Genomic DNA, 24,112 nt, shown 5'->3' with positions numbered 1-24,112 from the left:
GATGAGCAAGCATACTTCAGATATTTTTCAGACGCCGACGGAAAAGAAACTCGCTCAACTCAGCTTTTGCCAGACCAATGCAAAAGCACTTCAAGAATGGGTTTCAAGCATCTCGATTTTGCAATTAGGGACATCATCTAAATCTTTATTTAGTGCTCTGTTAGAAATTGCTGAACTTGATTGTGATGAAACGTTGCGGTTTGACCTGATTCAAGTCTTACACCCGACACTTGAAAATGTTTTAACCAGCCTCGAAAAGCACTTTGTCAATCAAGGCTTGATCACTACGGATCGTAATGACCAAATCATAGAATTGGCAATGCTGCTACGCAGTCACTTTGCCAAAATCTATATCGATATTGCGAAACGTTGCCAGCAGCAACTCAACGAACACAAGTTTTCAATTTTTAAGCTTAGCTTGAAAAAACGCTTAGAAACCGCACGTATGGTGTCGATTTACTATGCGCTACAACAGCTGAGCTTATTGCTCTATCAACAACATATGTTGTATAGCTCACCTGTAATGGGACAGTGGCTCGCTGCACACCAATTAATTGAATGCGCGATAGAAAATAATTTCTATTTGAGCAATATTAATCAAGTCCTTGGTACGCAGCACGATATTCAAAATATTTCACAAGCCTATGCTCAGTTGATTATTCTTGAAATCTTTAATACCCATCAAATCCGCCCTGCGGAGATTCAAGGCTTATTCTTATGTAGCTTTGAATGGGCGAAATTGATCCATATTTTACCAAAAGAAACCACAGTTTCCCGCTATGTAGTGGATACAAGTAAAGATCATCCACCTTTATTTAATACGCGCCAAGCTTCACATTTCCAAGCCAATATCTTTATCTCAACACAAAATTTAATGGAGCATATAGCGACTGCACAATCTAAAAACAACCATAATTTAAGTCGCAATGAAAAGCTGTTTTTAACCCCTGCACTACATTTCCATTTACATACTTTATTGTCGACTACTGCTGAGCGTCGCCATGAACGCTATGAGTATTCGGCACAGATCAATATTTGTTTTGGTTTAGGTGTGGCGCATTTTTACCTATCGAAAGGGAAAAATTTTAAAGAAACGTTGGATATTGTCGAAACCAACTTTAATGTCCAATCGGAATCCAGTTTTGTCAGCTCGACACAAGCTGCTCTGCCTAGTGCATTTAGTAATATTAAAGCCCTAGACCGTGAAGCGAAACAAATTCATCAGGCTGAAGTTTTAGACATTAGCGTAAATGGTTATCGCATTAAATGGACAGGTGCGACACCTGTGAATTTAAAAACGGGCGAATTTATTTTGGTGCAAGAAAATGCCCAAAGCCAATGGCGCGGTGGTGTCATTCGCTGGATTAAACAATCAGCTGAAAAAAGTTTAGAACTTGGTTTAGAAATCTTGGCGCAAGAGCTATTCCCTTGTGCTGTCTATACCCGTTCTGAAAAGAATTTATATCCTCAACCCGCACTATTGGTACAAACGACACAATTGGACCAAATTTCAATAAGTATTATTGTTTCAGGCGTGCATTTGTTTAAGGAAAAACAAACCATTCATTTACGTTTAGGTCAACATGAAATCAAAATCTATCTGACCAAAGCTCAGCTCATTACTCAAAGTTTTATGCGCTTCGATTATGAACTGCTTAACGATCAAGAAGAACCGATCGTACAGAACTTTATCAATAAACAAATGAATGAAATTCGAAATAATGATTTATGGGAAGCATTGAAGTGAGAAATCCATTATTGTCCAAAAAGTTAAAACGTACCGAAACACGTTTACTCATTATTGATGATAATCAGATTAGATTTAATCAAATTCAGGATCTTTTAACTTCAAATGAATATCAAGTGGATGCGATCTTACTTGATGACTTACAAAACTTTGAAAAACAGCTTAATTTTCATTGGGATTTGATTATTTTTGGTCGCGCTTATGACCTTAAATATGAACAAGCCTTAAGTATTGTTCGTCTTTCAAATCAGCCGAATTTACCGATCATCCTATTAAAACCAGATGATTATCAGGCTGAGCAATATGCGACTTATGTACATAAGGGCATTTATGACATCCTTAACTTAGATTTCCCTGAGCGTTTTTATGTTGGCTTGGTTCGTGCCTTATCTTTTAGCCGTATGGTACAAACGCAACAGCATTTGATGGATGAACTTGAAACAGCACAGAGCCAAGCTCAAGTATTAGTCGATGAAAGTCATAAAGCAGTAGCGGTGATTCAAGAAGGGATTCATCTTGAAGCCAACGATGACTATTTAAAACTTTTTGGCATTACTTCAGGTGATGACATTATCGGCTTACCACTTCTTGATGTGATTCAACCTGAGAACTTAAACGAGTTTAAGACCCGTCTAAAAAAAGCCTCTCAAGGTCAATTTGATTTAGGTGGCTTGGAAGTTTGCAGTAATAATCCATCTCTGAGTCAACCCAATCCTTTAAAAATTGAATTTTTAGCATCAAATGTAGATGAAGATGCTATTCAAATCACCATTGAAACTGCGAATGCAGTAGCGCAAAATGCCCCAACTGAAAAAACAGGCAAAGTAAGTACTGCGCAGCAAATTAAGCGTGAAATAAGTAAAGAGTCTGCACCTGTCAATGCCTTGGTACTCTTTACCCTTGCTAATATCGATTCAAGCGTACTGAACTCAAATTGGTCGATCTATACTCAATACTTTAAAGCGATCAAAACCTTCCTTAAAGAACAAACTCATGTACCGCTGTTTAAGTTTGATGATCAGGCTTATGTCGGTCTTTTCCAAGCTGACTCTAAAGAAGTGCTGAATTCTAAACTCATCAGCTTAGGCACTTTAGCTAAACCGCAACTCTTGAACATCAATAACAATAGCTACCCATTACAACTACGTATGGGTTATACCATTCTTGATAGCGATTTGCGTGATGATGATCATCTCAATCAATATGTAAATACAGCTTTTAGTACCGCACTTCCACAAGATACAGCAAGCCATGAGTTTAGCTTAGACATTCCAACATCAGTACAAAATACAGTGCAGCCTAGTATTGATTTCAGCGTGTCTGATCAACCAATTACAGCTACCCCTGCACCGACGACGACATCGTCAATTCTACCGACCAGCCCAGTTTCAATCCTCTTTGCTTTACGTCAGTGCTTAGAACGTGGTGAGATTCATCTCAAGTATCAACAGCTTTACGACAAAGAAGACTCTGATTTATACGTGTATGAAGTGACAAGCGGCTTCATTTATGAAAATAAATGGCATGACATTTCAAGCTTGCGTGACTTGGCAGAAGATGATGAATTATCAATTAAGCTGGATCGCTGGATTTTGGTTGAATCATGTAAGCAATTGCATAACTTTATTACCCAATACCCTCAAGCACGTTTAATTGTTAATTTAAACAAAGCTGTTCTGTTTAATGATCGTACTTTCCCTGAGTTTATTTCAAAACTGATTACGATTATTCGCAGTCAATTGGATCATCCTTTAACACTGCAATTTGCTGAAGAAGATCTATTGATGAATCGTGAAGATGCGCAGAAATATATCCGCATTTTACGTGATCATGGCGCACGTGTTTCTATCCGCGACTTTGGTTATTCGATGTATAGCGAAATGTTGTTGAAAGATTTAGACATCAATGGTTTGACGCTTCATCAAAAATTAACAACCATGTTAAAAAATGAAGCTGAAGCACAAGAGCTTCAGGAAAAAATCACTAAGTTTAACGAAATTAAGACCATCAATATCATGCTGCGTGAATTAGATGATATGACATTGTTCGCGAATGCTTGGAATGTTGATGTGCGTTATATCCAAGGGGCTTATTTCCAAAAACCGTTGGATCAACTCATTGATATTCAAGAACACTAATTGAGATAAACTGATTTGCTGTGACTTCGGTGACAGTAAATCACAGGCACAAAAAAAACGGGCATAAAGCCCGTTTTCTTCATTTTGGGTATTAACGTTTAACAGAACGTGACATACCAGCAAAACGTTGTTTGAACTTGTCGATACGACCGCCCGTGTCAACGTTCTTTTGCTTACCAGTGTAGAATGGGTGGCAAGCTGAACATACGTCTAGGTAGATAGTTTCTTTACCAAGAGCTGAACGAGTTTCGATTACGTTACCACATGAACAAGTAGCAACAACTTTTTCGTATTTTGGGTGAATATCGGCGCGCATGGTCGATTCTCCATTAGATTAAGAAGGTTTAGCTGTCATCGCAATTGATCACTCTCATTAAATCAATGAGGAAAGCTGAGATTCAGCAGATCAACACCATAACAGACCATTCTTTTGGCCCACCGAGACGGATACCGTCAGAGCTAAGCACAACAAGTGGGCTGTATTATACGCGAAAGATTTCTGATTTGCGAACTTATTCTTGAGCAGTTATTTCAGATTGTTTTGCCCAATAGTTGGCAATGATTCCACAGACCATCAATTGAATTTGATGAAAAATCATAATCGGTAACACAATCATACCTAAAGGTTGACCAATAAATAAAATCTGCGCCATGGGCACACCGCTTGCCAAAGTTTTCTTAGAGCCACAGAAAAAAATGGTTTTTTGATCAGCTGTATTAAAGCCCATAAATCGAGGTAAATATAAGGCAGTGAGCATGACGACGGTCAACAATACTGAACACACTAAGATTAATAATAGTAATGTTGTTAGACTGACTTGATGCCAAAGACCTGCGACCACGGCACTACTAAAAGCACCATACACCACCATCAAAATTGAACCTTGATCGAATACTTTGACAATCTTTGGCATTTTCTTCATTTGAGGAAAAACCCAAGGTCGTAATATCTGCCCTAAAATAAAAGGCACAAGCAGCAATAAGGTAATTTGAATAATTGAAGACGTCGGGTCAAAACCGTGCTGAGATTGTTCCAAAATAAAAAAAGCAACTAAGACTGGCGTAATAAACATGCCGATAATATTGGAAAAAGAAGCACTACACACTGCCCCTGCGACATTGCCGTGAGCCACTGAGGTAAAAGCAATGGAAGATTGTACGGTTGAGGGTAAAAAACACATAAACAAGAAACCCCAATAGAGTTCCTGTCCAAGCATTGGCAACAAAAGTGGTTTCGCAAGTAGTCCTAAAATCGGGAATAATGCAAAGGTAAAAGCAAAAACTAGACTATGCAATTTCCAGTGCGTTAAACCTTCAATAACCGCTTCACGCGAAAGCTTGGCACCATGTAAAAAAAATAAAATCGCAATGGCAACTGTTGTGACAATACTAAAGCCTTGAGCTGCCTGACCTGAGACTGGAAATATACTCGCCAGTATCACCATTAAGAATAATAAAATCGTAAAACGGTCTAACGCCAACAGCTTAAGCATATAAGATTTACCCTCGATCTTTTTTATAAGTACAAAAATGCCCGGGCATCATAGCAGATTCCGGGCACCGATAAGGATGATAAGATTTAATGCATCAGCTGAAAAATCCTCAGCATTAAATCTAAACTATTCCTTAGTTATTACGTGCATTTTGGTCTTGTTGAATCAATTCAATTTTATAACCATCTGGATCTTCAACAAAAGCAATGACAGTCACACCACCTTTCATTGGACCCGCTTCACGTACAACTTTACCGCCACGTGCTTTAATTTCTTCACATGCTTTATAAGCATCATCTACCGCAAGTGCAATATGACCATAACCATTACCTAGGTCATAGCTAGTTGTATCCCAGTTATGTGTCAATTCGATCACGGTATGCGTATCTTCTTCACCATAACCCACAAATGCTAAAGTAAAACGACCTTCTTCATAATCACGTTTACGAAGTAAAGTCATACCAAGCACTTCAGTATAGAACTTCAAAGATTGTTCTAAATTGCCTACACGTAACATGGTATGCAGCATGCGCATATTATTCACCTTTTTGAATCGATTGACGTTGATGTTTACCCAAAAGCTTTGCCACCCAAACCACTAAAATCAGAATTGGAATACCAATCAAAGTGGTCATCAGGAAGAATTTTGGATAACCAATATTGGTCACTATAGTACCCGAATAACCGCCTAAAATCTTAGGGGTTAATGTCATAAGTGAGCTAAAAATCGCATATTGTACCGCGGTAAATGAAACGCTGGTCAAACTCGATAAGAATGCAATAAACGCAGCCCCTGCTAAACCTGCCGCCAAATTATCAACAATAATTGCGAAGTATAGCCATGCTTTACTATAAGATTGAATCACTTTACCACTGACGTCGACCATCTCTGTTTTGTTGCGATCAATCGGTACTAATGGCTGAATATCGACATCCAAATCAGCTGATGTTGTTAGATGATCATTGACTTGATATGCATGCGTGGTTTGTTGCAAGACACGTCCGTTTTGCATTAATACAGCAGTGATTAAATGCGTTGGCGCACTTTTAAGTTTCTGTCCAGGAATCGCAGCGGTAAATACGCCATTGTCCTCGAGTTTGGCATCAAAACTTTCATCATTGAGTTCAAACACAATCTTTTGATTTTCATTCAGTGCTTGACCAATATATTGCCCACGTATCACTAGACTTAAATCATGTTCGCTCAAGGTCAACGTATTATCACTGGTAATTGGAAGAATCTGCAGCTGTGTTTGATGATCCTGATTGACCAAATACGGCATATTTAAAGTAATCGGTGCTTGAGTTGCAGTCGCTGCATCTGCATATCCCACAGTGACATTCAGCTGTTTATTTTGTGCAAGCACATTTTGCGGAACCTGAGTTTTCCAATAACCCACTTCATCAGTAGTTGCATAATAACTATGGCTGCCAACTTTAACTTGAACAGGATTCAGTGTTTGACCAGATTTTACTAAACCAATAAAAATCAGATTGGTTGAACAGGCCAAAACTGCACCCACAAACATCAATTTCATGATATTCATTTTTTGCGCAAGTAGACCACCTAAGAAGCCACCTAAAAGTGAGAAAATCACCCCGTAGACTTTGACCGCTTCAGCAATTTGTTCTTTACTGAAGTTTAAATCTTGGTAGAACACATTAGAAATCACACCTGCGATAATGTCAGACACGCGATAGAATCCGATTAAGAGCAACAACACGAATGCGAGTTTAATACCATAGCGCTTAAAGAAATCGGCAACAGGATTGACCCAAGTTTCATAGGCCATCTGTTTATTCACAGCACCAAATTTGACTAAACTTGAACCCACTAAAAACGCAACTGCACCTGAACCAATAAAGCGAATACTTTCAAGACCAAATAAGGCAAATGTATCTTTGATTGCAAAACTTTCCGTTAGCGTAGCAACCAAATTGCCTGAGTAAATATAACTCGCCACGAAGCTCAGCACGGAAACAAAAAATACAGCAACTAAACGGTAGTAATCTGTCCGTTTATAATGCTTTTCGACACGGTCAACTTGAGGTTCCCGAATACATAAGGTGGTGATGACACCGACCAGCATGACCGCAGCCATGGCTAGATACGTCCACTTCCACGCATCATAGATATAGTTACCTTTGGCTGTGCCTAAATATGCAGCCAAAAACAGTGCACCTGCCCCCGCCACGATCATTCCGATGCGATAGCCTGCATTATAAGTCGATGCCAACACAGTCTGCATTTGGGTTTCCGCAAGTTCAATACGATACGCATCAATCACAATATCTTGGGTTGCCGCCGAGAAGCCAAGTAATACTGCCCCAAGCGCCATCTGCTGGATATGCGCCTGTCCTAATGCAGGATCAGACAATGCCATAATGGAAATGGCAGCAATAATCAGGATTTGCGCAATGAGCAACCAAGCCCGACGACGTCCTAATGCTTTGGTCAGAAATGGTACAGGAAGCTCATCAATTAAAGGTGCCCATACAAATTTGAAGGAATAACCTAGTGCTGCCCAACTAAAAAATGTTACAGCACTTTTACTAATGCCCGCCTCACCTAACCAAAGTGATAGACTAGAGAAGATCAGGAGAATCGGTATACCTGCCGAAAAGCCCAAAAACAGCATAATTAACGCACGTCGATCTAAAAATGCTGTAAATGCGGACTTCCAACCCGTCGTTTGTGTTGTCATTGCTTTATTATTTTCCGCAAAAAACCAATAGCTGCTATTCAATCCTTTAATAACGTATCTTTCAATAAAATTTATCAGTTTATCGATCAGGATTGTTTATTTTGAGCCAAATCTCAGATGTTGGCTTGAATTTTTCAAGTAATTCTGTATACCTTAAACTATCAACGTAATATTTCGTTTTGGACTTCAATAGTGACGCAAAAACTCGATCAGATGAATTCTTCTTTGGCCAATACCACAATAACAACTGCCGACATTGACAGTAAAATACAAGCGAATAGTTCACCTGAAACCAGCGATATTCAAGCGACACTTGATCATACACGGTTAAAATCAGCACAACTGACACGAATTCCAGACCTCGATAACATTCCGGCTTCAACCAAACGTATCAAGCCGCTGAATAATTTCTTAGGTCAGGATCGTGCACGTGCTTCAGTTGAAGCAGGTATTGCACTGCCTTACTCAGGCTACAACATTTTCGCAGTGGGTACAGCAGGCTTAGGTAAGCGCACCATGGTGAAGCGTTTACTGCAACAACATGCCAAAACTATTACTACACCGAATGACTGGGTTTACGTCAATAATTTTAAAAATCAGCGTCAACCGCTCGCTCTTGAACTTCCCGCAGGTCAAGGTCCAAAATTCCAAGCTTTGCTGCATCAAAGCTGGCAAACCATTTTAAAGCAACTTGAGCGACGCTTTACCGCAGAAAGCTATCACAATCGTATTGAACTCATTCGTCAGCAAACTGGCGATGAGCAACAACAAGCCTTGATTGAACTGACCCGTGAAGGTGAAGAATATCAGCTTAAACTTGTCACTCGTAATGAAGAACATACTTTTGTGCCCGTCCATTTAAAAGGTGACAAGCTCATTGAAATGACTCAAGAAGATCTAAATGCACTAAGCAATAAGGATCGTTCAGAAATCGCATCCAATATGCGTTATATGGACAAAAAACTTGAGCGTCTTGGGCTGCACTTAGGAGACTTGGAAGATGATGCGCGAGATCAAGTCCAGCTTTTAAATCGAGATATTGCTAAACAAGTGGTGATGCCACGAGTTGAGCAAATTCTATCGAAATTTAAAACCGTTGAAGGATTAAAAGAATATCTTCAGTATTATGCCGAAGACATTATTAACAATGTTGAAATTGTACTTGAACAAGAAGAAGATGATTTTACGCCTGCGCTATTTAGCCGTGTGCCATCACGCTATCAGGCTAATGTCATTGTGACCAACAAACCGAATAGCGGTGCGCCTGTAATTTTTGAAGATTTCCCAACACATTACAATTTGTTGGGTCATGTAGAGCAACTTACTCAAAATGGCACCATTACCACTGACTTTACCTTAATCCGCCCAGGTTCATTGCATAAAGCCAATGGCGGTTATTTGATGCTTGAAGCGGAACAATTACTTGAACAGCCCTACGCATGGCAAGGTTTAAAACGTGCCTTAAAATCTGGTCATCTTAAACTGTCATCACTTGAGCATATGCTGACTTTAACAGGCAGTATTTCAATTGAACCAGCTGCAATTCCTTTAAATATCAAGGTTGTGCTGCTTGCAGAACCTGATATTTATTATGATATTTTGGAATTAGAGCCTGAGCTTGGCAGCATCTTTAAAATCCGTGCTGACTTTACAGATACATTACAACGTAATGACATAAATGAACAAGCCTACATGCAGTTGATTGCCGACTATGTGCAATCTGACAAACTTTTACCATTTGATCGTTCAGCACTTGCAGCTCTCCTTACAGATTCTAGCCGTCAAGCGGAAGATCAAAGTTCATTGTCATTACATGCCCTAACTTTGGGTGATTTGATCCGTGAAGCACATCATCATGCGTTTAAAGCTGGCGATAAAATGGTGACCGAGCAACATATCAATACGGCACTCGATCACCGTAAATATCGTTTAGGTTATTTACGTGAGCTTTACTGGCAAGATTTAACACGTGGTACTCAGCTGATTGAAACACGTGGTCATCGTTTGGGACAGATTAATGCCCTCTCTGTGATTCATTATGCAGATGTTGAGTTTGGTATGCCATCACGCTTAACAGCATCGGTTTATCAAGGCGGCGGCGATATTCTCGATATTGAGCGCAGTGTAGAACTTGGTGGCTCATTGCATGCTAAAGGCGTGCTTCTTATGTCATCGTTCTTAAAGGCGCATTTTGGTCGTGAACAAACATTGCACTTCTCTGCTGCCCTCGCTTTTGAACAAAGCTACGGTCAAGTCGATGGTGATAGCGCAACAGTTGCCGAACTTTCAGCGCTTATTTCAGCAATCAGCCAACTACCAATTGATCAATCTTGGGCAATTACAGGTTCGATGAACCAATTGGGTCAAGTCCAACCAATCGGTGGCGTCAATGCCAAAATTGAAGGCTTCTATGATGCGTGTAAGCTACAAGGCTTAACTGGCAAACAAGGTGTGATTATTCCACGTCATAACATGCAACATTTGATGTTACGTAAGGATGTGATTGCTGCTGTAGAAGCCGGTCAATTCCATATTCATGCCATTGACAACATTGCTCAAGCACTAGAAATTCTGATGGCACGCCCTGTCGGGACTATGGACAAGAAAGGTCGCTATACCAAAAATTCGATCTTTGCTGCGGTGATGGAACAGCTTGAATACTGGCAAGCCATAGAAGACGGCGCTGAACTTGAGGAGGAAGAGCCAAAGAAAAAGAAAAAAAAGAAGAAGAAAAAAGATAAAAAAAAGAAGGAACAGGCTGAAAATTCACCAGAATCAGTAAATACCGAAGCTGAAACACCTGAACAACAGGATTAAATTCTGTTGTTCTTTTATCCAGACACAAAAAAAGCGCTTATCGAAGCGCTTTTTTTATCAGCTCTGAATTAAGCTTCAGGTGCTGGGCTGTATTGTTCAACTAAAGGTTGTAATTCACCTTTTTGGAACATGTCGAGCATGATGTCACTACCGCCGATTAACTCACCGTTAATCCACAGTTGTGGGAAAGTCGGCCAGTTTGCAATACGTGGCAAAGTTGCACGAATATCTTGATTTTCAAGAATATTTACATAAGCAAAAGGACGACCAATTTGACTGAGTGCTTCTACTGCACGTGCCGAGAAACCACACTGTGGGAATTGTGGTGTACCTTTCATGTATAGAAGAACTGCATGTTTAGCAATTTGGTCACGAATTAACGCTTCAGTATCGCGTGCTTGTTCAGTCATTGATTAATCCTCAACTATTCTGTGTCGCATTATACCCAAATCCAAAGAAAACAGTACGTCAAAAGCAATAAATCCAATTTTATTTACAATTAGACTTTAAATCTGAGCCCTTTTTTGCTTATATAAGTTTTTCTTTCCACCTAACACTAAAGAGTTAGTCATGAATAATATTACCCTCGCTCCGGTGCAAACTGATCAACCATCTCACTTGATGCCTGTATTCGGCCGTCAAAAGATCAGCTTTGTCCGAGGACGAGGCGCATTTCTATATACTGAAGACGGAACTGAGTATCTAGATGCATTAACAGGGATCGCGGTGTGTGGTTTAGGGCACGCACACCCAGAAATTGCTGCTGCGATTGCAGATCAAGCATCGACTTTAATTCACACCAGTAACTTGTTCGAAGTGCCATGGCAAACTGCTGCTGCACAAAAACTTGCTGAAGTTGCAGGCATGGAAGAAGTCTTCTTTGCCAACAGTGGTGCTGAATCAAACGAAGGTGCAATTAAAATTGCACGTAAATTTGGTCATATGCAAGGCATCAGTACACCAAAAATTATTGTAGCAGATCATTCTTTCCATGGTCGTACCATGGCAACTTTATCTGCAACTGGTAACAAAAAAGTTCAAGAAGGTTTCGCACCGTTACTTGATGGTTTCATTCGTGTACCGTTTGGCGATGTTGAAGCGATTGAAGAAGCTGCGATCAACCATCCAGACATTGTTGCTGTGTTGGTTGAACCCATTCAGGGTGAAGGTGGTGTAAACACGGCGCCTCAAGGTTTTAGCTACCTTGAAGATGTTCGTCAAATCTGTAACAAACACAACTGGCTGATGATGCTGGATGAAGTTCAAACAGGTAATGGCCGTACAGGTAAATACTTTGCTTACCAACACACCAATATCGTTCCTGACGTTTTAACCACAGCAAAAGGTTTGGGTAATGGTTTCCCTATTGGTGCTGTGATGACGCAAGGTCGTGGTGTCGGTGTATTAACTGCGGGCAACCATGGTTCAACTTATAGCGGTACTGCTTTAGGTTCACGTGTGGTGTATACCGTGATTGATATTATCCAAAAAGAAAATATCGTGGCCAATGCTGCTGAAAAAGGTGCTTATATCGTTGAGCAATTGCGTAGCCAACTTGCTGACTTAAATGTCACTGTACGTGGCTTTGGTTTAATGATCGGTATTGAATTACCAAAAGCTTGTGGTGATGTGGTTGATATCGCACGTGATGAATACAAATTGATCGTGAATGTGACTGCGGGTAATGTAGTTCGTCTATTGCCGCCACTGAATATCACACAAGAACAAGCGGATCTTTTAATTGAACGTCTTGTGACTTTATTAAAAGCTTATCTTGCATAAGTCAAACCCAATAAAAAAGCCGCATTAAGCGGCTTTTTTATTATTTAATCATTATGATGCGATATGGAATATACGACCGCCATTAATCTGACTGAAATACTGCTTTAAGGTATCTAGGCAACGTAAAATTTTAGTCGGCTGTTGATCGCTCTTTGGTATCACTGCATACAATGTCACAGGGGCAAGTTTCCATTCGGGTAAAACTTCAACTAATGCACCATTTTTCAAGTCTTTTTGGACATCTAAATATGCGCTCTTACTGATCCCATTGCCTTGTAAGCACATTGCTTTTGCAATCAGCTCACTACTCACATTAAAACGTGATTGAATTTCCATGGAGACTTTTTCAGCTGTATTGACATGTTGCACTTCAATACGCGCTTGAGTCTTCTGTGCTGATGCGATTAACAGATCATGCTGCTTCAAGTCATCAGGCTGTGAGATCAATGCAGACTGATTGATATAACTTGGTGCTGCCACCAAAATTTGCTCAATCTGAATGAGTGGAATCACTGTATGATGTTGATCTTCAAGATTCTGTCCAAGACGAAGTGCGATATCAATTCGTCCATCCACCAAGCTGGTTTCTTGATCATCTGTTTCAAAATGGATGTTTAAGCCGCGATGAGCCGACATCCAATGAGAAAGCGCAGGCACGACATGTGCTGCACAAAGTTCAGCAGTGGAAGCAATACGTAGTTCCCCGACCAAATCATCGCGCAACTCATTAATACGCACTTTGCCACGTTCAGCTGCTGATAACATTTCCTGACAGCTGTAGAAAAATGCTTGGCCCGCCTCAGTCAAACTTAATTTGCGTGTAGAACGATTTAAAAGTATGACTTCCATATCTTGTTCTAAAGAGCGAATTTGTTGACTCACCGCACTGGTCGTAATCCCTAACTCACGAGCAGCACCGCTGAACGAGTTTTTCTCTACAACACAAGCAAAGACACCCATTGCTCGAAGTTGATCTAACATAAATTCCCCTCTAAACTTATGAGATGCTTTATATTATTTGATAAAAGCAACTCATTGTATTATACGGTGAATTTTCAGATTTGCATTATTTATTTAGTTATTTGCAACAACTGTAGAAGGATTGATCGGCTTCCCATCTAAGCGCACCTGAAATTCAAGCATGGTCTTGGTTGTCCCTGTAGAACCCATGTCCGCAATCTTTTGACCTGCTTTAACATTCTCTCCACTTTTCACATGCAATTTACTATTGTGTGCATAAGCGGTGATGTATCCTTTAACGTGTCTAATCAATACCAAATTACCGTATTCTTTTAAACCATCGGCTGCATAGACCACTTGACCTTCCGCAGCCGCATACACAGGATCACCTTCTTTACCGCCATAACGTGTCCCTTTAATGCCTGAAGCCAAATTATAGGCCTGTAATATAGGACCATTCGATGGTTTCACCCAACGAATACCGGTCGTTGCAGCAACTACAGAAGGCTGAGTGACTGTAGTCGTAGTTTTGGCTGGCTGGGTCACTGTCGTTGTAGGCGCTTTTTGCACAGGGGTAGTTACTACAGTTGTGCTTGTAGATGCACTTGGCAACGCAATGGTTTGACGTTGAATTGGCGCTGCTGAATCAAGCGCTTGAGTCGTAGTTTTTGGCGTACTACCATTACTCTTTAAGCGAATCGATTGACCGACAAAAATTCGATAAGGTTCAGGAATATCATTCATCTGCGCGACGGTGACGTAGTTCAAGCCATATCGTGCAGCAATACCGCTCAAAGTGTCGCCAGAGCGAATAGTATAAAATTCAGGTGCAGGTGCAGTACGTGTTGCCCCACCAAACTGTGGCTTAGATGCACAGCCAGTCACCAAGACAGTAGAGCTTACAACAGCTGAAATTGCACAGGCTTTTATCCATGTCGCGGTTGCGAATTTACGTTTTGGTGTCACCAATGACATTATTATCCTCTCGAACTATCTGTGGGGCTAAAAAAACCAGTCAAGATTAGCAAAAAATCATTACATTATTAGAGTAATGGCTATATTTTCACAAAGTTATAACACTACTTGATGCCTTTGCGAAAGCTGAGACTGCAAATCTTGTATAACTTGGGCATTTGTTGTCTCCATTTGTATAGGTGTTAGGCTAACGAAGCCTGCAGCAACCGCCTCAAAATCTGCCATCGAATGATTGACATGCATATCGTGTGCCTGCAGTTCCTTTGCAAGACTAATCCAATAGGTCTGATATCCACGTGGATTCACCTGTGGAATAATTGGCTTCGGTGTATGACAGTGACTTTGATGCGTCACCTGAATACCTTTAATTTCCTCAATATCAGGAATATTCATATTCAGCACATAACGTGGTGGCAGTTTAGGTAAACCTGATGCTATAAACTGTGCAACCCATTCTGCAGCAGCTTTAAAATCATCCGGTGAAGTATATTGACGAACTTTTGCACCACAGAGTGAAACAGCAATAGAAGGTAATCTACCCAAACGTCCACCCATCGCTGCGCCCACCGTACCTGAATACAAGATATGATCGCCCAGATTAGGTCCGTTATTTATTCCACTCACGACAAGGTCAAACTCAAAATCAAATAAACCATTGGTGGCTAAATAGACACAATCTGCTGGCGTTCCATCTACCGCCCAAACATCAGTGGAAATTTCGACAGGACGTAAGGGTCGATCAATGGTTAATGCACTGGAAAATCCACTACGTTCATGATCAGGTGCCACGATTACCACGCGACCGAGTTTTTTTAATGCCTGAGCCAATGCCTGAATGCCCGGTGCCAATACCCCGTCATCATTGGAAATTAATATATTCACTCACACTCTCATTTTGCCGAACATAGTGACCGGTGAGGTCATTTGTTTGTATTAGTGTTGGAATTATATATATTTATTGGTCTTTCTCCATCTTAAAGTATGTGGTTCAAGATGATTCAAACAAAAAAACGTGCTGCACTAATTGCTCTTATAACTGGTGCGACATTCTCCCCTGTATTTGCAGCACCAAATGTGGAACAAGCAGAAGAAAATACGATTCTGAAAGAAAATCTCGCGTCTGTCCAAGTGCTGAAAGAAGTATGTCCTGCCATTACCGGTTCAAATCCAAGTCTTGAACAAAAGGCACAACTTTTAACACAGACGTATTTGAGTGATTTCCAAGGCGTTCAATTTAGCTTTGAACAATTACAATTAGATGCTGAATATAAAACTCTTTTAAATACGGCGCGTCAGGATGCGAAACAAGTGAATGCTGCTGAACAAAAAGCTGCATGTGAAGATTTAGTGGCTTATGAAGCTGAATAATCCATCGCATCACAAGACATCTAAGCTAGGATGATGGTTACGTTATCCTAGTTTTTGCTTAATTTTAGACAGAATTTCAAATTGTTATCTTCATAATTCTTTCATGATGCTACTCAAAAATAACATTTTTATGCTTTGCAACAGGCGAAATCAGTTTAAGCTTGTCTCAAATTGTTTCATTGTAAATTTAGAGTTTTAATATGAAAAAGCCACTGTTCAATGCCCTGTCTATTTTAGCTTTGTCTATGAGTGGACTTCTTGCACAAAATGCTTTTGCAGCCAACGATAATATTGATGTAACGCCTGACCAACAAGTAACACAACAAGAGCTTGCTGCAATCTATGTCATTTCAGAAGTATGTCCAAGTTTAGTGTCAGATCAAGCAAAGTTTGAAAAAGGCTTTAATAAATTGGCAAAAGAATATTTACCAAGCCAAAAAAATCCTGTTCAAGCATTAAATCAATTGATGAAACAAAGCACACTTAGCCCTGTCCTTGTTGAAGCACGTAATGATGCCAAAGTTGCAGGACAAGCTAAAAACCAAGCCATTTGTAATGAGCTTAGCAACTACTAATTTCTAAAAATATACTCATCAAGCCTAAAGTCATTGAATCTCGAAATTTTATAAAAGCTGCTTTTTTATACGATTCATTCAGTGATTTTAGGCTTTTCATCTCGAATGTTTCAAAGTACTTACAATACTTCTCAAATAAGCCTTTCTACCCCATAGAAGTCCGTTCAGGTTTGTCCTAAAATGCTAGCTCTTTTGTGCTCACCTCAAGATTATTGGACTAACTAGAATGACCCGAAAAACCGCCCTTGCTGCACTACTAATCGCACCTAGTTTTTCATTCGCAGCAACTGTCCTCACAGCACCACCAGAACTGAATAATAAATCATTTGTGTTGATGGACTTCGAAACTGGGCAAATCCTTGCTGCAAAAAACGAAAATGAAAAGTTAGCACCTGCATCAATGACTAAAATGATGACGAGTTACATCATTGAACAAAAATTATTGAGCGGTGAACTGACTGAAAACGAAAAAGTTCGCATGAATGAATCTGCTTGGTGTCGTGGTAGCAGTTCAGAATCATGTATGTATGTGCCTTTAAATAGTACAGCAACGTCTTTGGAAATGTTGCGCGGTATTATTATCCAGTCAGGTAATGATGCATCAAAAGCGATGGCTGAACATATTGCGGGGAACGAAGGTACTTTCGCACATATGATGAACCAAGAAGCACAACGTATCGGCATGAAAAATACGCATTTCATCAATGCGACAGGTATGCCTGCAGATGGTCATTATTCAACTGCAAAAGATATGGCGATTTTGGCGCAGCACATTATTCATGACAGCTCAAAATATTACCCAATCTACTCTGAAAAAGAATTTACCTTTAACGGTATTCGTCAAGGCAACCGTAATGCCCTTCTTTACTCAGATCCAAGCGTGGATGGTTTAAAAACAGGTCACACTGAAGAAGCTGGCTACTGCTTAACAACTTCGGCTAAACGCGGTCCGACTCGTTTAATTTCTGTGATTTTCGGCGCGCCAAGCATGAACGAACGTGCGTCTCAAACACGTGAATTGTTGGCTTGGGGTTATGCAAACTTTGAAACGAAGAGTGTTCAACCTGCAAAACAAGTTTTAGCGAAAGCAAAAGTTTGGTTTGGTAAAGACTCTGAAGTTCAAATCGGTTTGGCTGAAAACTTCAACGTAACTATGCCGAAAGGTCAAGCCAATGCAATCAAAACGCAATTGGTGGTTCAACCTAAACTGACTGCGCCTTTAAAAGCAGGTCAAGTCGTCGGTAAATACGTTGCAACCTTAGATGGTAAAGTGATTGCTGAAAAACCACTTGTGGCTTTAAAAGCAGTTGAAGAAGCAAACTTCTTCGCGCGTATGATTGACCATATAAAACAATTCTTCTCTAACTTATTTTAATTGAAACGTTTTTTAAAATCGTTTTAGACTTAAGTTCAAGCATCTAGATTTCGGTCTAGGTGCTTTTTTATTTTATACTGCTTTAAAACCGATCAATTACATAGATGACTTTGCTATGAGCCAAAACATTCGTCCCTATTTAGACACCGCCCCAACTATTGATGATTCTTGTTATATCGACCCGATGTCAGTCGTGATTGGTGATGTTGTTCTTGGCGAAAATGTCTCAGTTTGGCCATTTGCGGTAATTCGTGGCGATGTGAATTATATTCGCATTGGTAAAAACTCCAATGTGCAAGATCACTCCATGTTACATGTCAGCCATAAAAAAGCTGATAAGCCTGAAGGTTCGCCTTTAATGATTGGTGAAGATGTAACGATTGGTCATCATGTGAAATTACATGGTTGTACCATTGGCAACCGTGTTTTGGTGGGGATTGGCACGATTATTTTGGATGATGTCGTTGTTGAAGATGATGTGATGATTGGTGCAGGTTCGCTCGTTCCGCCAAACAAAGTTTTGGAAAGCGGTTATTTGTATATGGGCAGTCCTGTCAAAAAAGTACGTCCACTGACTGAGAAAGAAAAAGCGTTTTTACCATATTCAGCACAGAATTATGTAAAGGTGTCGGGGAATTACAAATAAAATGAGATTCCGCATTTTTACCTCAATATAAAAATTACTCATTCGTTATTTTAAATTTTGTATTAATCCTGAATGATGACGATATTTTTGGTAGCGATCTAAATTCCAATAACACAAATAAAATAAAAAAGGGATTTCTACAAACAACAAAAGTATAACGCCTACACTTAAAAAAATAATAACAAGAGGCAGAGTAAATAATGCCATAGTGAGAGGGGCAATTGTTACAAGCCATTTATCTTTTACTTCTAAGAGAAAGACCCAATTAATAGCCAAAGCTAAATAACATACATATGCAAGAAAATTTAAAATAATTGATAGAGGAATTAAAAAGCTGAACCTATTCATGGATTCAACCATGTCAGGAATCATCATGGTATAAAAGCAAGGAACAGCTAAAACAATGGCGATGAAACCACGTAGAATGACTCCCAAAAAATAGATGATGTATGTCATCTTTATCCCCATTTTTTTTAAAGATGTTATGAAAGTTTTTTTATGTGTTTCGAAATTAGCATACTATCGCTGATACATGGTTAAAAATTATCTCCATTCAACCACAACAACCTAATCTTTTACACGCTGAAAGAAATCCCCTCCCGTCATAGCCACACACCCCAAAATTTTATACAATAGTGCATCCTTATCCATGGTGCTGCTTTATGACCGCTTGGACTGCTCACGTCACTGTCGCAACCGTCGTTGAAAAAGATGGAAAATTCCTGTTTGTAGAAGAACATACAGAAGGCGTAACGCATACCGTCTTTAACCAACCTGCAGGTCATGTCGAAGCTGGCGAAACCATCATTGAAGCAGCTATTCGTGAAACCATGGAAGAAACAGGTCATACGGTTGAAGTGACGAACTTGCTTGGGATGTATACCTATACCCCACCGATGTTCCCCGACCGTACTTATTACCGTTTCTGCTTTTTAGCACAATCCATTGCACATGACCCACATGCCGAACTCGATACTGGTATTGTCGGTGCAGTTTGGATGACTTTAGATGAACTGATTGAATCTGCACGCGCACGTAGTCCATTGGTGATTAAAGCCGTGCAAGATGCCCTGTCAGGTCAAAAATATCCTTTATCGCTCATTTACGAGCACCAAAATTCTCCCTTAATTTCAAATTTGGATGCCTAATCCTATGCAACAACGTGTCATCGTCGGTATGTCGGGTGGTGTAGATTCATCTGTTTCTGCGGCTCTTTTACTTCAACAAGGTTACCAAGTTGAAGGTCTTTTCATGAAAAACTGGGAAGAAGATGACGGCACAGAATATTGCACGGCAATGGACGACCTTGCCGATGCACAAGCCGTTTGCGATAAAATTGGTATTAAACTACACACAGCCAACTTTGCGATGGAATATTGGGATCGTGTCTTCGAGCACTTCTTAGCAGAATATGCCGCAGGTCGTACCCCAAACCCCGATATTCTCTGTAATAAAGAAATTAAATTTCGTGCCTTTTTAGACCATGCCATTAATTTGGGTGCAGACTTTATTGCCACAGGTCACTACTGCCGCCGCGGTGAAACTGCAACCAATTCTAAAGGTGAACACTATGCACCTTTATTACGTGGCTATGACAACAATAAAGACCAAACGTATTTCTTACATGCCGTACATGGTCGTGAAATTAACAAAACCTTGTTCCCTGTCGGTGAAATTGAAAAACCGCAAGTACGTAAAATTGCTGAAGAATTGGGGCTTGCTACGGCAAAGAAAAAAGATTCAACTGGTATTTGTTTTATTGGTGAACGCCGCTTTAATGACTTTTTAAAACAATATCTTCCAGCACAACCTGGAAAAATTGTACTTGAAGATGGTAAAGAGGTTGGTGATCATCACGGCTTAATGTACTATACGCTCGGTCAACGTGGTGGCATCGGTATTGGTGGGATGAAAGGCGTCGCAGAGGGTGCGTGGTTCGTTCTTCACAAAGATATCGAAGGCAATCGTTTGGTGGTCGGTCAAGGACACGAACATCCACTCATGCAAAGCACCATTTTATGGTCTGAAGCGATTGATTGGGTGGCAGGTGAACAAGCGATTCCTGATACAGGTTTCCGTTGTACTGCAAAAACCCGTTACCGTCAGTCTGACCAAGCATGTACAATTTTTAAAGATCCTGAAGCACCATACGGTGTACGTGTGGAGTTCGATGAACCACAACGTGCCGTGACACCAGGTCAAAGTGTGGTGTTCTATTCAGGTGAATATTGTTTAGGTGGTGGTGTGATTCATCATACCAATGCCCCTATTCCAGATTTTATTAAAGGATGATCTCGGCATGACGGAGTTACCGTTTCAACAGTCTACAACGTTGAATACTCGTCAAAACCGCGCTTTAGCGTTAGCAGGTGTATTTCAAGCCACACAGCTGACGCATATGACGGCTCTTACAGGGCAACAAAGCATTGGTGAAACGGGCAACTTCTATTTCGAGCAATTGATTAAAGCCAGTTTGAACATTCGTCCAAGCCAAATTTCGGATGTTCAAACATTGGATTTTTTTCATCAACTCTCGGATATTTCATTGGGTCTAAAGACATTAGAAAGTAGTATTACCCAACCATTTGATCCTTCTCCAAAATCTAGACTTCCGAAATTATCTTCAACTAAACTTCCCATGACCTATGCGATGGCACTTCTTCAGTTAGAAAAGAAGGTCTATAGCAATCCAAAATTTGTCGAGATTATTGAACAATCTCAACAAAAAATTTTAAGACAACTTTCATTCTTCGATAACAACTACCTTCATCCAAGCATCATTGCCAATCTTGCGCAAACCTATGTCGAAACTGCGGGATCGATTAATCCACGCATTATGGTACGCGGCAATGCTGAAGCATTTAAAGATGCAGGACATACCAACCGCATTCGTGCTTCTCTATTTACAGGGTTGCAGATGGCGCACCTTTGGCGTCAGCTCGGTGGTAGCTCTTGGGGCATGGTTTTTGGTAAACGAAAGTTACTCAAAGATATCCAAAACCTCGCGCGTTTACAGTTTCAGGTGATTTAACCGATGCTGAACTCGCATTTCGTTTTTCGTTTAATTCCAAAATTTAAGGAATCGATATGAACGCTTTAACCGCACTTTCTCCATTAGATGGACGCTACGCAAGCAAATGTGATGCGCTACGCCCTTTTCTTTCTGAGTTTGGTTTAATCCATGCTCGTGTGACTGTTGAAGTGCGTTGGTTACAAGCGCTTGCAAATCACCCAGAAATTACTGAAGTACCTGCATTCTCAAGCGAAACAAATGCTGCGCTTGACGCGATTGTTGCAAACTTCTCTGAAGAAAATGCAAACCGTATTAAAGAAATCGAACGTACGACTAACCACGACGTTAAAGCAGTTGAATACTTCCTTAAAGAACAAATTGCGCACATCGATGAACTTAAAAATGCCGGTGAATTCATTCACTTTGCATGTACATCTGAAGACATCAACAACTTGTCTCATGCATTAATGTTGAAAAATGGTCGTGAAGTGCTCGTTGCTGCAATGCAACAAATCATTGACTCAATTGTTGCACTTGCTGAACAACATGCAGACCAACCAATGTTGTCTCGTACTCATGGTCAAACTGCAAGCCCAACAACTTTGGGTAAAGAAATGGCGAACGTGGCTTACCGTCTAGCGCGCCAAATCAAACAATTCCAAAATGTTGAACTTCTAGGCAAAATCAATGGTGCAGTAGGTAACTACAACGCGCATTACTCTGCTTATCCAGAAATCAATTGGCCTGCGCATTCACAAGCATTTGTTGAATCTTTAGGTTTAACTTTCAACCCATACACCACTCAAATTGAACCACATGACTACATGGCGGAACTTTTTGACGCGTTACGTCGTTTCAATACCATTTTGATCGACTTTAACCGTGACGTTTGGGGCTATATCTCACTTGGTTTCTTCAAACAACGTTTGAAAGAAGGCGAAGTCGGCTCTTCAACGATGCCGCATAAAGTTAACCCAATCGACTTCGAAAACTCTGAAGGTAACTTGGGTATCGCCAATGCTGTACTTGCGCATCTTGGTGAAAAACTTCCTGTATCTCGTTGGCAACGTGACTTAACTGACTCAACTGTACTTCGTAACATGGGTGTTGGTTTTGCACAAAGCTTAATCGCATTTGAAGCATGCTCTAAAGGTATTGGTAAACTTGAATTGAATGCACAACGTATTCTTGAAGACCTTGACCATGCACAAGAAGTCCTTGCTGAACCAATTCAAACAGTTATGCGTCGTTATGCAGTTGAAAAACCTTACGAAAAACTTAAAGCATTGACTCGCGGTCATGCCATGACACGTGAAATGATGGTTGGTTTCGTCAACGGTAATGAATTAGAAGCTGTTCCTGCTGCTGACCGTGCACGTCTTGCTGAATTAACACCTGCAACTTATACAGGTAATGCAGCAGTTCAAGCGAAACAAGTCAAAGATTTGATTTCTAAAATCTAATTTTTCGGTTTTTCATCGCATCTTCTTTCTCCCTTTGGCAGAAATACAAAGAGGGTGTAAATATGAAAAATTCAGCGTAAAAAAGCGAAGCTTCGGCTTCGCTTTTTTTATTTCCGCAATGCTTTGATTTCCTCTCCCTTTGGGATGAGTAGCGCTGCTACGCAAAGAGATACATCATAAAATTCTCTCTCCCTTTGGGAGAGAGTTAGAGAGAGGGTGTAAAAAATTATTCCTCAGGGCAATAGCGTGCGAAGTCCGCCTTCATTTTGTCCAATTCACCCCCGCTCAGCACATCACTAAAGTAAACATAGTACGTGGCGTTTGCATAGTGAATCTCGTGACGGAACATCATGCCACGCAAAGACACCGATAACTCTTCAGGAAAACCATCCAAGTTCAGTTCTTCAAACTCATAATTAAAATAACAATTTTGGATTGCTAAAAATGCTTCAGCGACAGCCATGTTTCTGCTCGAACAATAAAATCGGCTTTATTTTATCTGATTAATACGCTTAATATTTTGCATTTCAGTAGGCTCAATCCATTTTAAAACGACGGATTCTTTCAAAGAGGAATTTTTAAACTTATCGTTAAATTCGAAACAAACATAATCACCCGATTCCTTACGTAACAGATGATCTTTAAATCTTAAATGTCGATAATAAGCAGAATCTTCAAATTGAATAACAACTCTTTCAAATTTGTTTTTAGAATTTATATTTAACTTATAGGACTGAACAACACCACAGCCATATGAAACTTTAACCGGTTGTTGTGAGTGTATATAAAAAGCAATAATCATTATGAATAGCCCAGGCCCAAAACTGTACCAAATAAATCCCTCATGTTGAATGTCACGTCCGTTCAAACTCATCATTCTTGGTATAAGAATTGGACCGAGAACTAAAAAAACAAAGCCTATTACAACTAAACATATAAATAACATTATAAAATTCAATCGCGTTTTTATAATTTTATCATTATTAGAATTCTATACCCGTGACTACTTGACTAAAATACACATAATTCATCCCAATCCAATCCAATCCTCAAAA

General features: G+C 40.0%; 23 protein-coding genes. 12 read left to right on the top strand and 11 right to left on the bottom strand.

The annotated features are described in order from the left end of the window. Position 1 precedes the first annotated feature (1 nt). Together A3K93_RS04450 and A3K93_RS04445 are read left to right on the top strand one after the other, a co-directional pair. On the top strand, positions 2-1,747 hold the full coding sequence (locus A3K93_RS04450) for a GTPase (protein ID WP_067729313.1): 1,746 nt from the start codon (positions 2-4) through the stop codon (positions 1,745-1,747). Next, on the top strand, positions 1,729-3,885 hold the full coding sequence (locus A3K93_RS04445; RefSeq protein WP_067729311.1) for an EAL domain-containing protein: 2,157 nt from the start codon (positions 1,729-1,731) through the stop codon (positions 3,883-3,885). Before A3K93_RS04450 ends, A3K93_RS04445 begins: the two co-directional genes overlap by 19 nt. Positions 3,886-3,976: 91 nt before the next feature. Here the strand turns inward: A3K93_RS04445 and rpmE are convergent, their stop codons facing one another. The 4 genes from rpmE to A3K93_RS04425 all read right to left on the bottom strand — a co-directional run bounded on the left by rpmE (position 3,977) and on the right by A3K93_RS04425 (position 8,083). Further along, positions 3,977-4,201, bottom strand: coding sequence for a 50S ribosomal protein L31 (gene rpmE, locus A3K93_RS04440; RefSeq protein ID WP_067729309.1), 225 nt, complete (start codon positions 4,199-4,201; stop codon positions 3,977-3,979). A 196-nt stretch (positions 4,202-4,397) separates the two neighbouring features. Then, on the bottom strand, positions 4,398-5,378 hold the full coding sequence (locus A3K93_RS04435; protein ID WP_067729307.1) for a bile acid:sodium symporter family protein: 981 nt from the start codon (positions 5,376-5,378) through the stop codon (positions 4,398-4,400). Positions 5,379-5,511: 133 nt separating this feature from the next. Continuing rightward, a complete protein-coding gene (gene gloA / locus A3K93_RS04430; protein ID WP_067729305.1) occupies positions 5,512-5,913 on the bottom strand; it encodes a lactoylglutathione lyase in 402 nt (133 codons plus the stop codon). 1 nt (position 5,914) lies between these two features. Further along, positions 5,915-8,083, bottom strand: coding sequence for an AmpG family muropeptide MFS transporter (locus tag A3K93_RS04425; protein WP_067731668.1), 2,169 nt, complete (start codon positions 8,081-8,083; stop codon positions 5,915-5,917). 192 nt (positions 8,084-8,275) lie between these two features. Between A3K93_RS04425 and A3K93_RS04420 the strand changes: the two genes are divergently transcribed. Beyond that, complete coding sequence (locus tag A3K93_RS04420; protein ID WP_067729303.1) at positions 8,276-10,900, top strand: Lon protease family protein; 2,625 nt, start codon at positions 8,276-8,278, stop codon at positions 10,898-10,900. Positions 10,901-10,968: 68 nt separating this feature from the next. Here the strand turns inward: A3K93_RS04420 and grxD are convergent, their stop codons facing one another. Further along, positions 10,969-11,310 carry a Grx4 family monothiol glutaredoxin gene (gene grxD / locus A3K93_RS04415; RefSeq protein WP_067729301.1) on the bottom strand — a complete coding sequence of 114 codons (342 nt, stop codon included), beginning with the start codon at positions 11,308-11,310 and terminating at the stop codon, positions 10,969-10,971. A 160-nt stretch (positions 11,311-11,470) separates the two neighbouring features. Between grxD and A3K93_RS04410 the strand changes: the two genes are divergently transcribed. Next, positions 11,471-12,682: an aspartate aminotransferase family protein gene (locus tag A3K93_RS04410; RefSeq protein WP_067729299.1), complete on the top strand. Its 1,212-nt coding sequence runs from the start codon at positions 11,471-11,473 to the stop codon at positions 12,680-12,682. Positions 12,683-12,733: 51 nt separating this feature from the next. Here the strand turns inward: A3K93_RS04410 and A3K93_RS04405 are convergent, their stop codons facing one another. The 3 genes from A3K93_RS04405 to surE form a co-directional block, all read right to left on the bottom strand. Beyond that, positions 12,734-13,663, bottom strand: coding sequence for a LysR family transcriptional regulator (locus tag A3K93_RS04405; protein ID WP_067729297.1), 930 nt, complete (start codon positions 13,661-13,663; stop codon positions 12,734-12,736). A 93-nt stretch (positions 13,664-13,756) separates the two neighbouring features. Further along, on the bottom strand, positions 13,757-14,617 hold the full coding sequence (locus A3K93_RS04400) for a peptidoglycan DD-metalloendopeptidase family protein (RefSeq protein WP_067729294.1): 861 nt from the start codon (positions 14,615-14,617) through the stop codon (positions 13,757-13,759). 96 nt (positions 14,618-14,713) lie between these two features. Next, the gene (surE, locus tag A3K93_RS04395; protein WP_067729293.1) at positions 14,714-15,499 is read right to left on the bottom strand and encodes a 5'/3'-nucleotidase SurE; all 786 of its coding nucleotides are present in this window, start codon (positions 15,497-15,499) and stop codon (positions 14,714-14,716) included. Between the two features lie 111 nt (positions 15,500-15,610). On the opposite strand from surE, the gene A3K93_RS04390 reads away from it, so the two are divergent. The 4 genes from A3K93_RS04390 (at position 15,611) to A3K93_RS04375 (ending at position 18,581) form a co-directional block, all read left to right on the top strand. Further along, complete coding sequence (locus tag A3K93_RS04390; protein WP_067729291.1) at positions 15,611-15,985, top strand: MCR_0457 family protein; 375 nt, start codon at positions 15,611-15,613, stop codon at positions 15,983-15,985. A gap of 200 nt (positions 15,986-16,185) precedes the next feature. Further along, a complete protein-coding gene (locus A3K93_RS04385; RefSeq protein ID WP_067729289.1) occupies positions 16,186-16,560 on the top strand; it encodes an MCR_0457 family protein in 375 nt (124 codons plus the stop codon). Positions 16,561-16,786: 226 nt separating this feature from the next. Beyond that, positions 16,787-17,935: a D-alanyl-D-alanine carboxypeptidase PBP5/6 gene (gene dacC / locus A3K93_RS04380; protein ID WP_067729287.1), complete on the top strand. Its 1,149-nt coding sequence runs from the start codon at positions 16,787-16,789 to the stop codon at positions 17,933-17,935. 115 nt (positions 17,936-18,050) lie between these two features. Continuing rightward, positions 18,051-18,581: a gamma carbonic anhydrase family protein gene (locus tag A3K93_RS04375; protein WP_067729285.1), complete on the top strand. Its 531-nt coding sequence runs from the start codon at positions 18,051-18,053 to the stop codon at positions 18,579-18,581. 45 nt (positions 18,582-18,626) lie between these two features. On the opposite strand, the gene A3K93_RS04370 is transcribed toward A3K93_RS04375, so the two are convergent. Continuing rightward, a complete protein-coding gene (locus A3K93_RS04370; protein WP_067729283.1) occupies positions 18,627-19,037 on the bottom strand; it encodes a hypothetical protein in 411 nt (136 codons plus the stop codon). Between the two features lie 206 nt (positions 19,038-19,243). On the opposite strand from A3K93_RS04370, the gene A3K93_RS04365 reads away from it, so the two are divergent. The 4 genes from A3K93_RS04365 to purB are packed head-to-tail and all read left to right on the top strand — an operon-like array spanning position 19,244 to position 23,057. Continuing rightward, the gene (locus A3K93_RS04365; RefSeq protein WP_067729281.1) at positions 19,244-19,729 is read left to right on the top strand and encodes an NUDIX hydrolase; all 486 of its coding nucleotides are present in this window, start codon (positions 19,244-19,246) and stop codon (positions 19,727-19,729) included. A 4-nt stretch (positions 19,730-19,733) separates the two neighbouring features. Further along, positions 19,734-20,873 (top strand): tRNA 2-thiouridine(34) synthase MnmA, encoded by a 1,140-nt coding sequence (gene mnmA / locus A3K93_RS04360; protein ID WP_067729279.1) that lies wholly within the window; start codon positions 19,734-19,736, stop codon positions 20,871-20,873. Positions 20,874-20,880: 7 nt separating this feature from the next. Further along, on the top strand, positions 20,881-21,612 hold the full coding sequence (hflD, locus tag A3K93_RS04355; RefSeq protein ID WP_067729277.1) for a high frequency lysogenization protein HflD: 732 nt from the start codon (positions 20,881-20,883) through the stop codon (positions 21,610-21,612). Between the two features lie 56 nt (positions 21,613-21,668). Beyond that, positions 21,669-23,057, top strand: a complete 1,389-nt coding sequence (gene purB, locus A3K93_RS04350; RefSeq protein WP_067729275.1) for an adenylosuccinate lyase — start codon at positions 21,669-21,671, stop codon at positions 23,055-23,057. A gap of 226 nt (positions 23,058-23,283) precedes the next feature. Here the strand turns inward: purB and A3K93_RS04345 are convergent, their stop codons facing one another. Beyond that, positions 23,284-23,520 carry a hypothetical protein gene (locus A3K93_RS04345; RefSeq protein WP_067729273.1) on the bottom strand — a complete coding sequence of 79 codons (237 nt, stop codon included), beginning with the start codon at positions 23,518-23,520 and terminating at the stop codon, positions 23,284-23,286. A gap of 27 nt (positions 23,521-23,547) precedes the next feature. Next, a complete protein-coding gene (locus A3K93_RS04340; RefSeq protein WP_067729272.1) occupies positions 23,548-24,003 on the bottom strand; it encodes a hypothetical protein in 456 nt (151 codons plus the stop codon). Positions 24,004-24,112: the final 109 nt, after the last annotated feature.

Origin of the sequence: Acinetobacter sp. NCu2D-2, from assembly GCF_001647675.1 — a bacterium.
Classification (GTDB): Bacteria; Pseudomonadota; Gammaproteobacteria; order Pseudomonadales; family Moraxellaceae; genus Acinetobacter.
The sequence above is the reverse complement of the archived record's forward strand: the minus strand, read 5'-3'. Positions and strand labels throughout refer to the sequence as shown.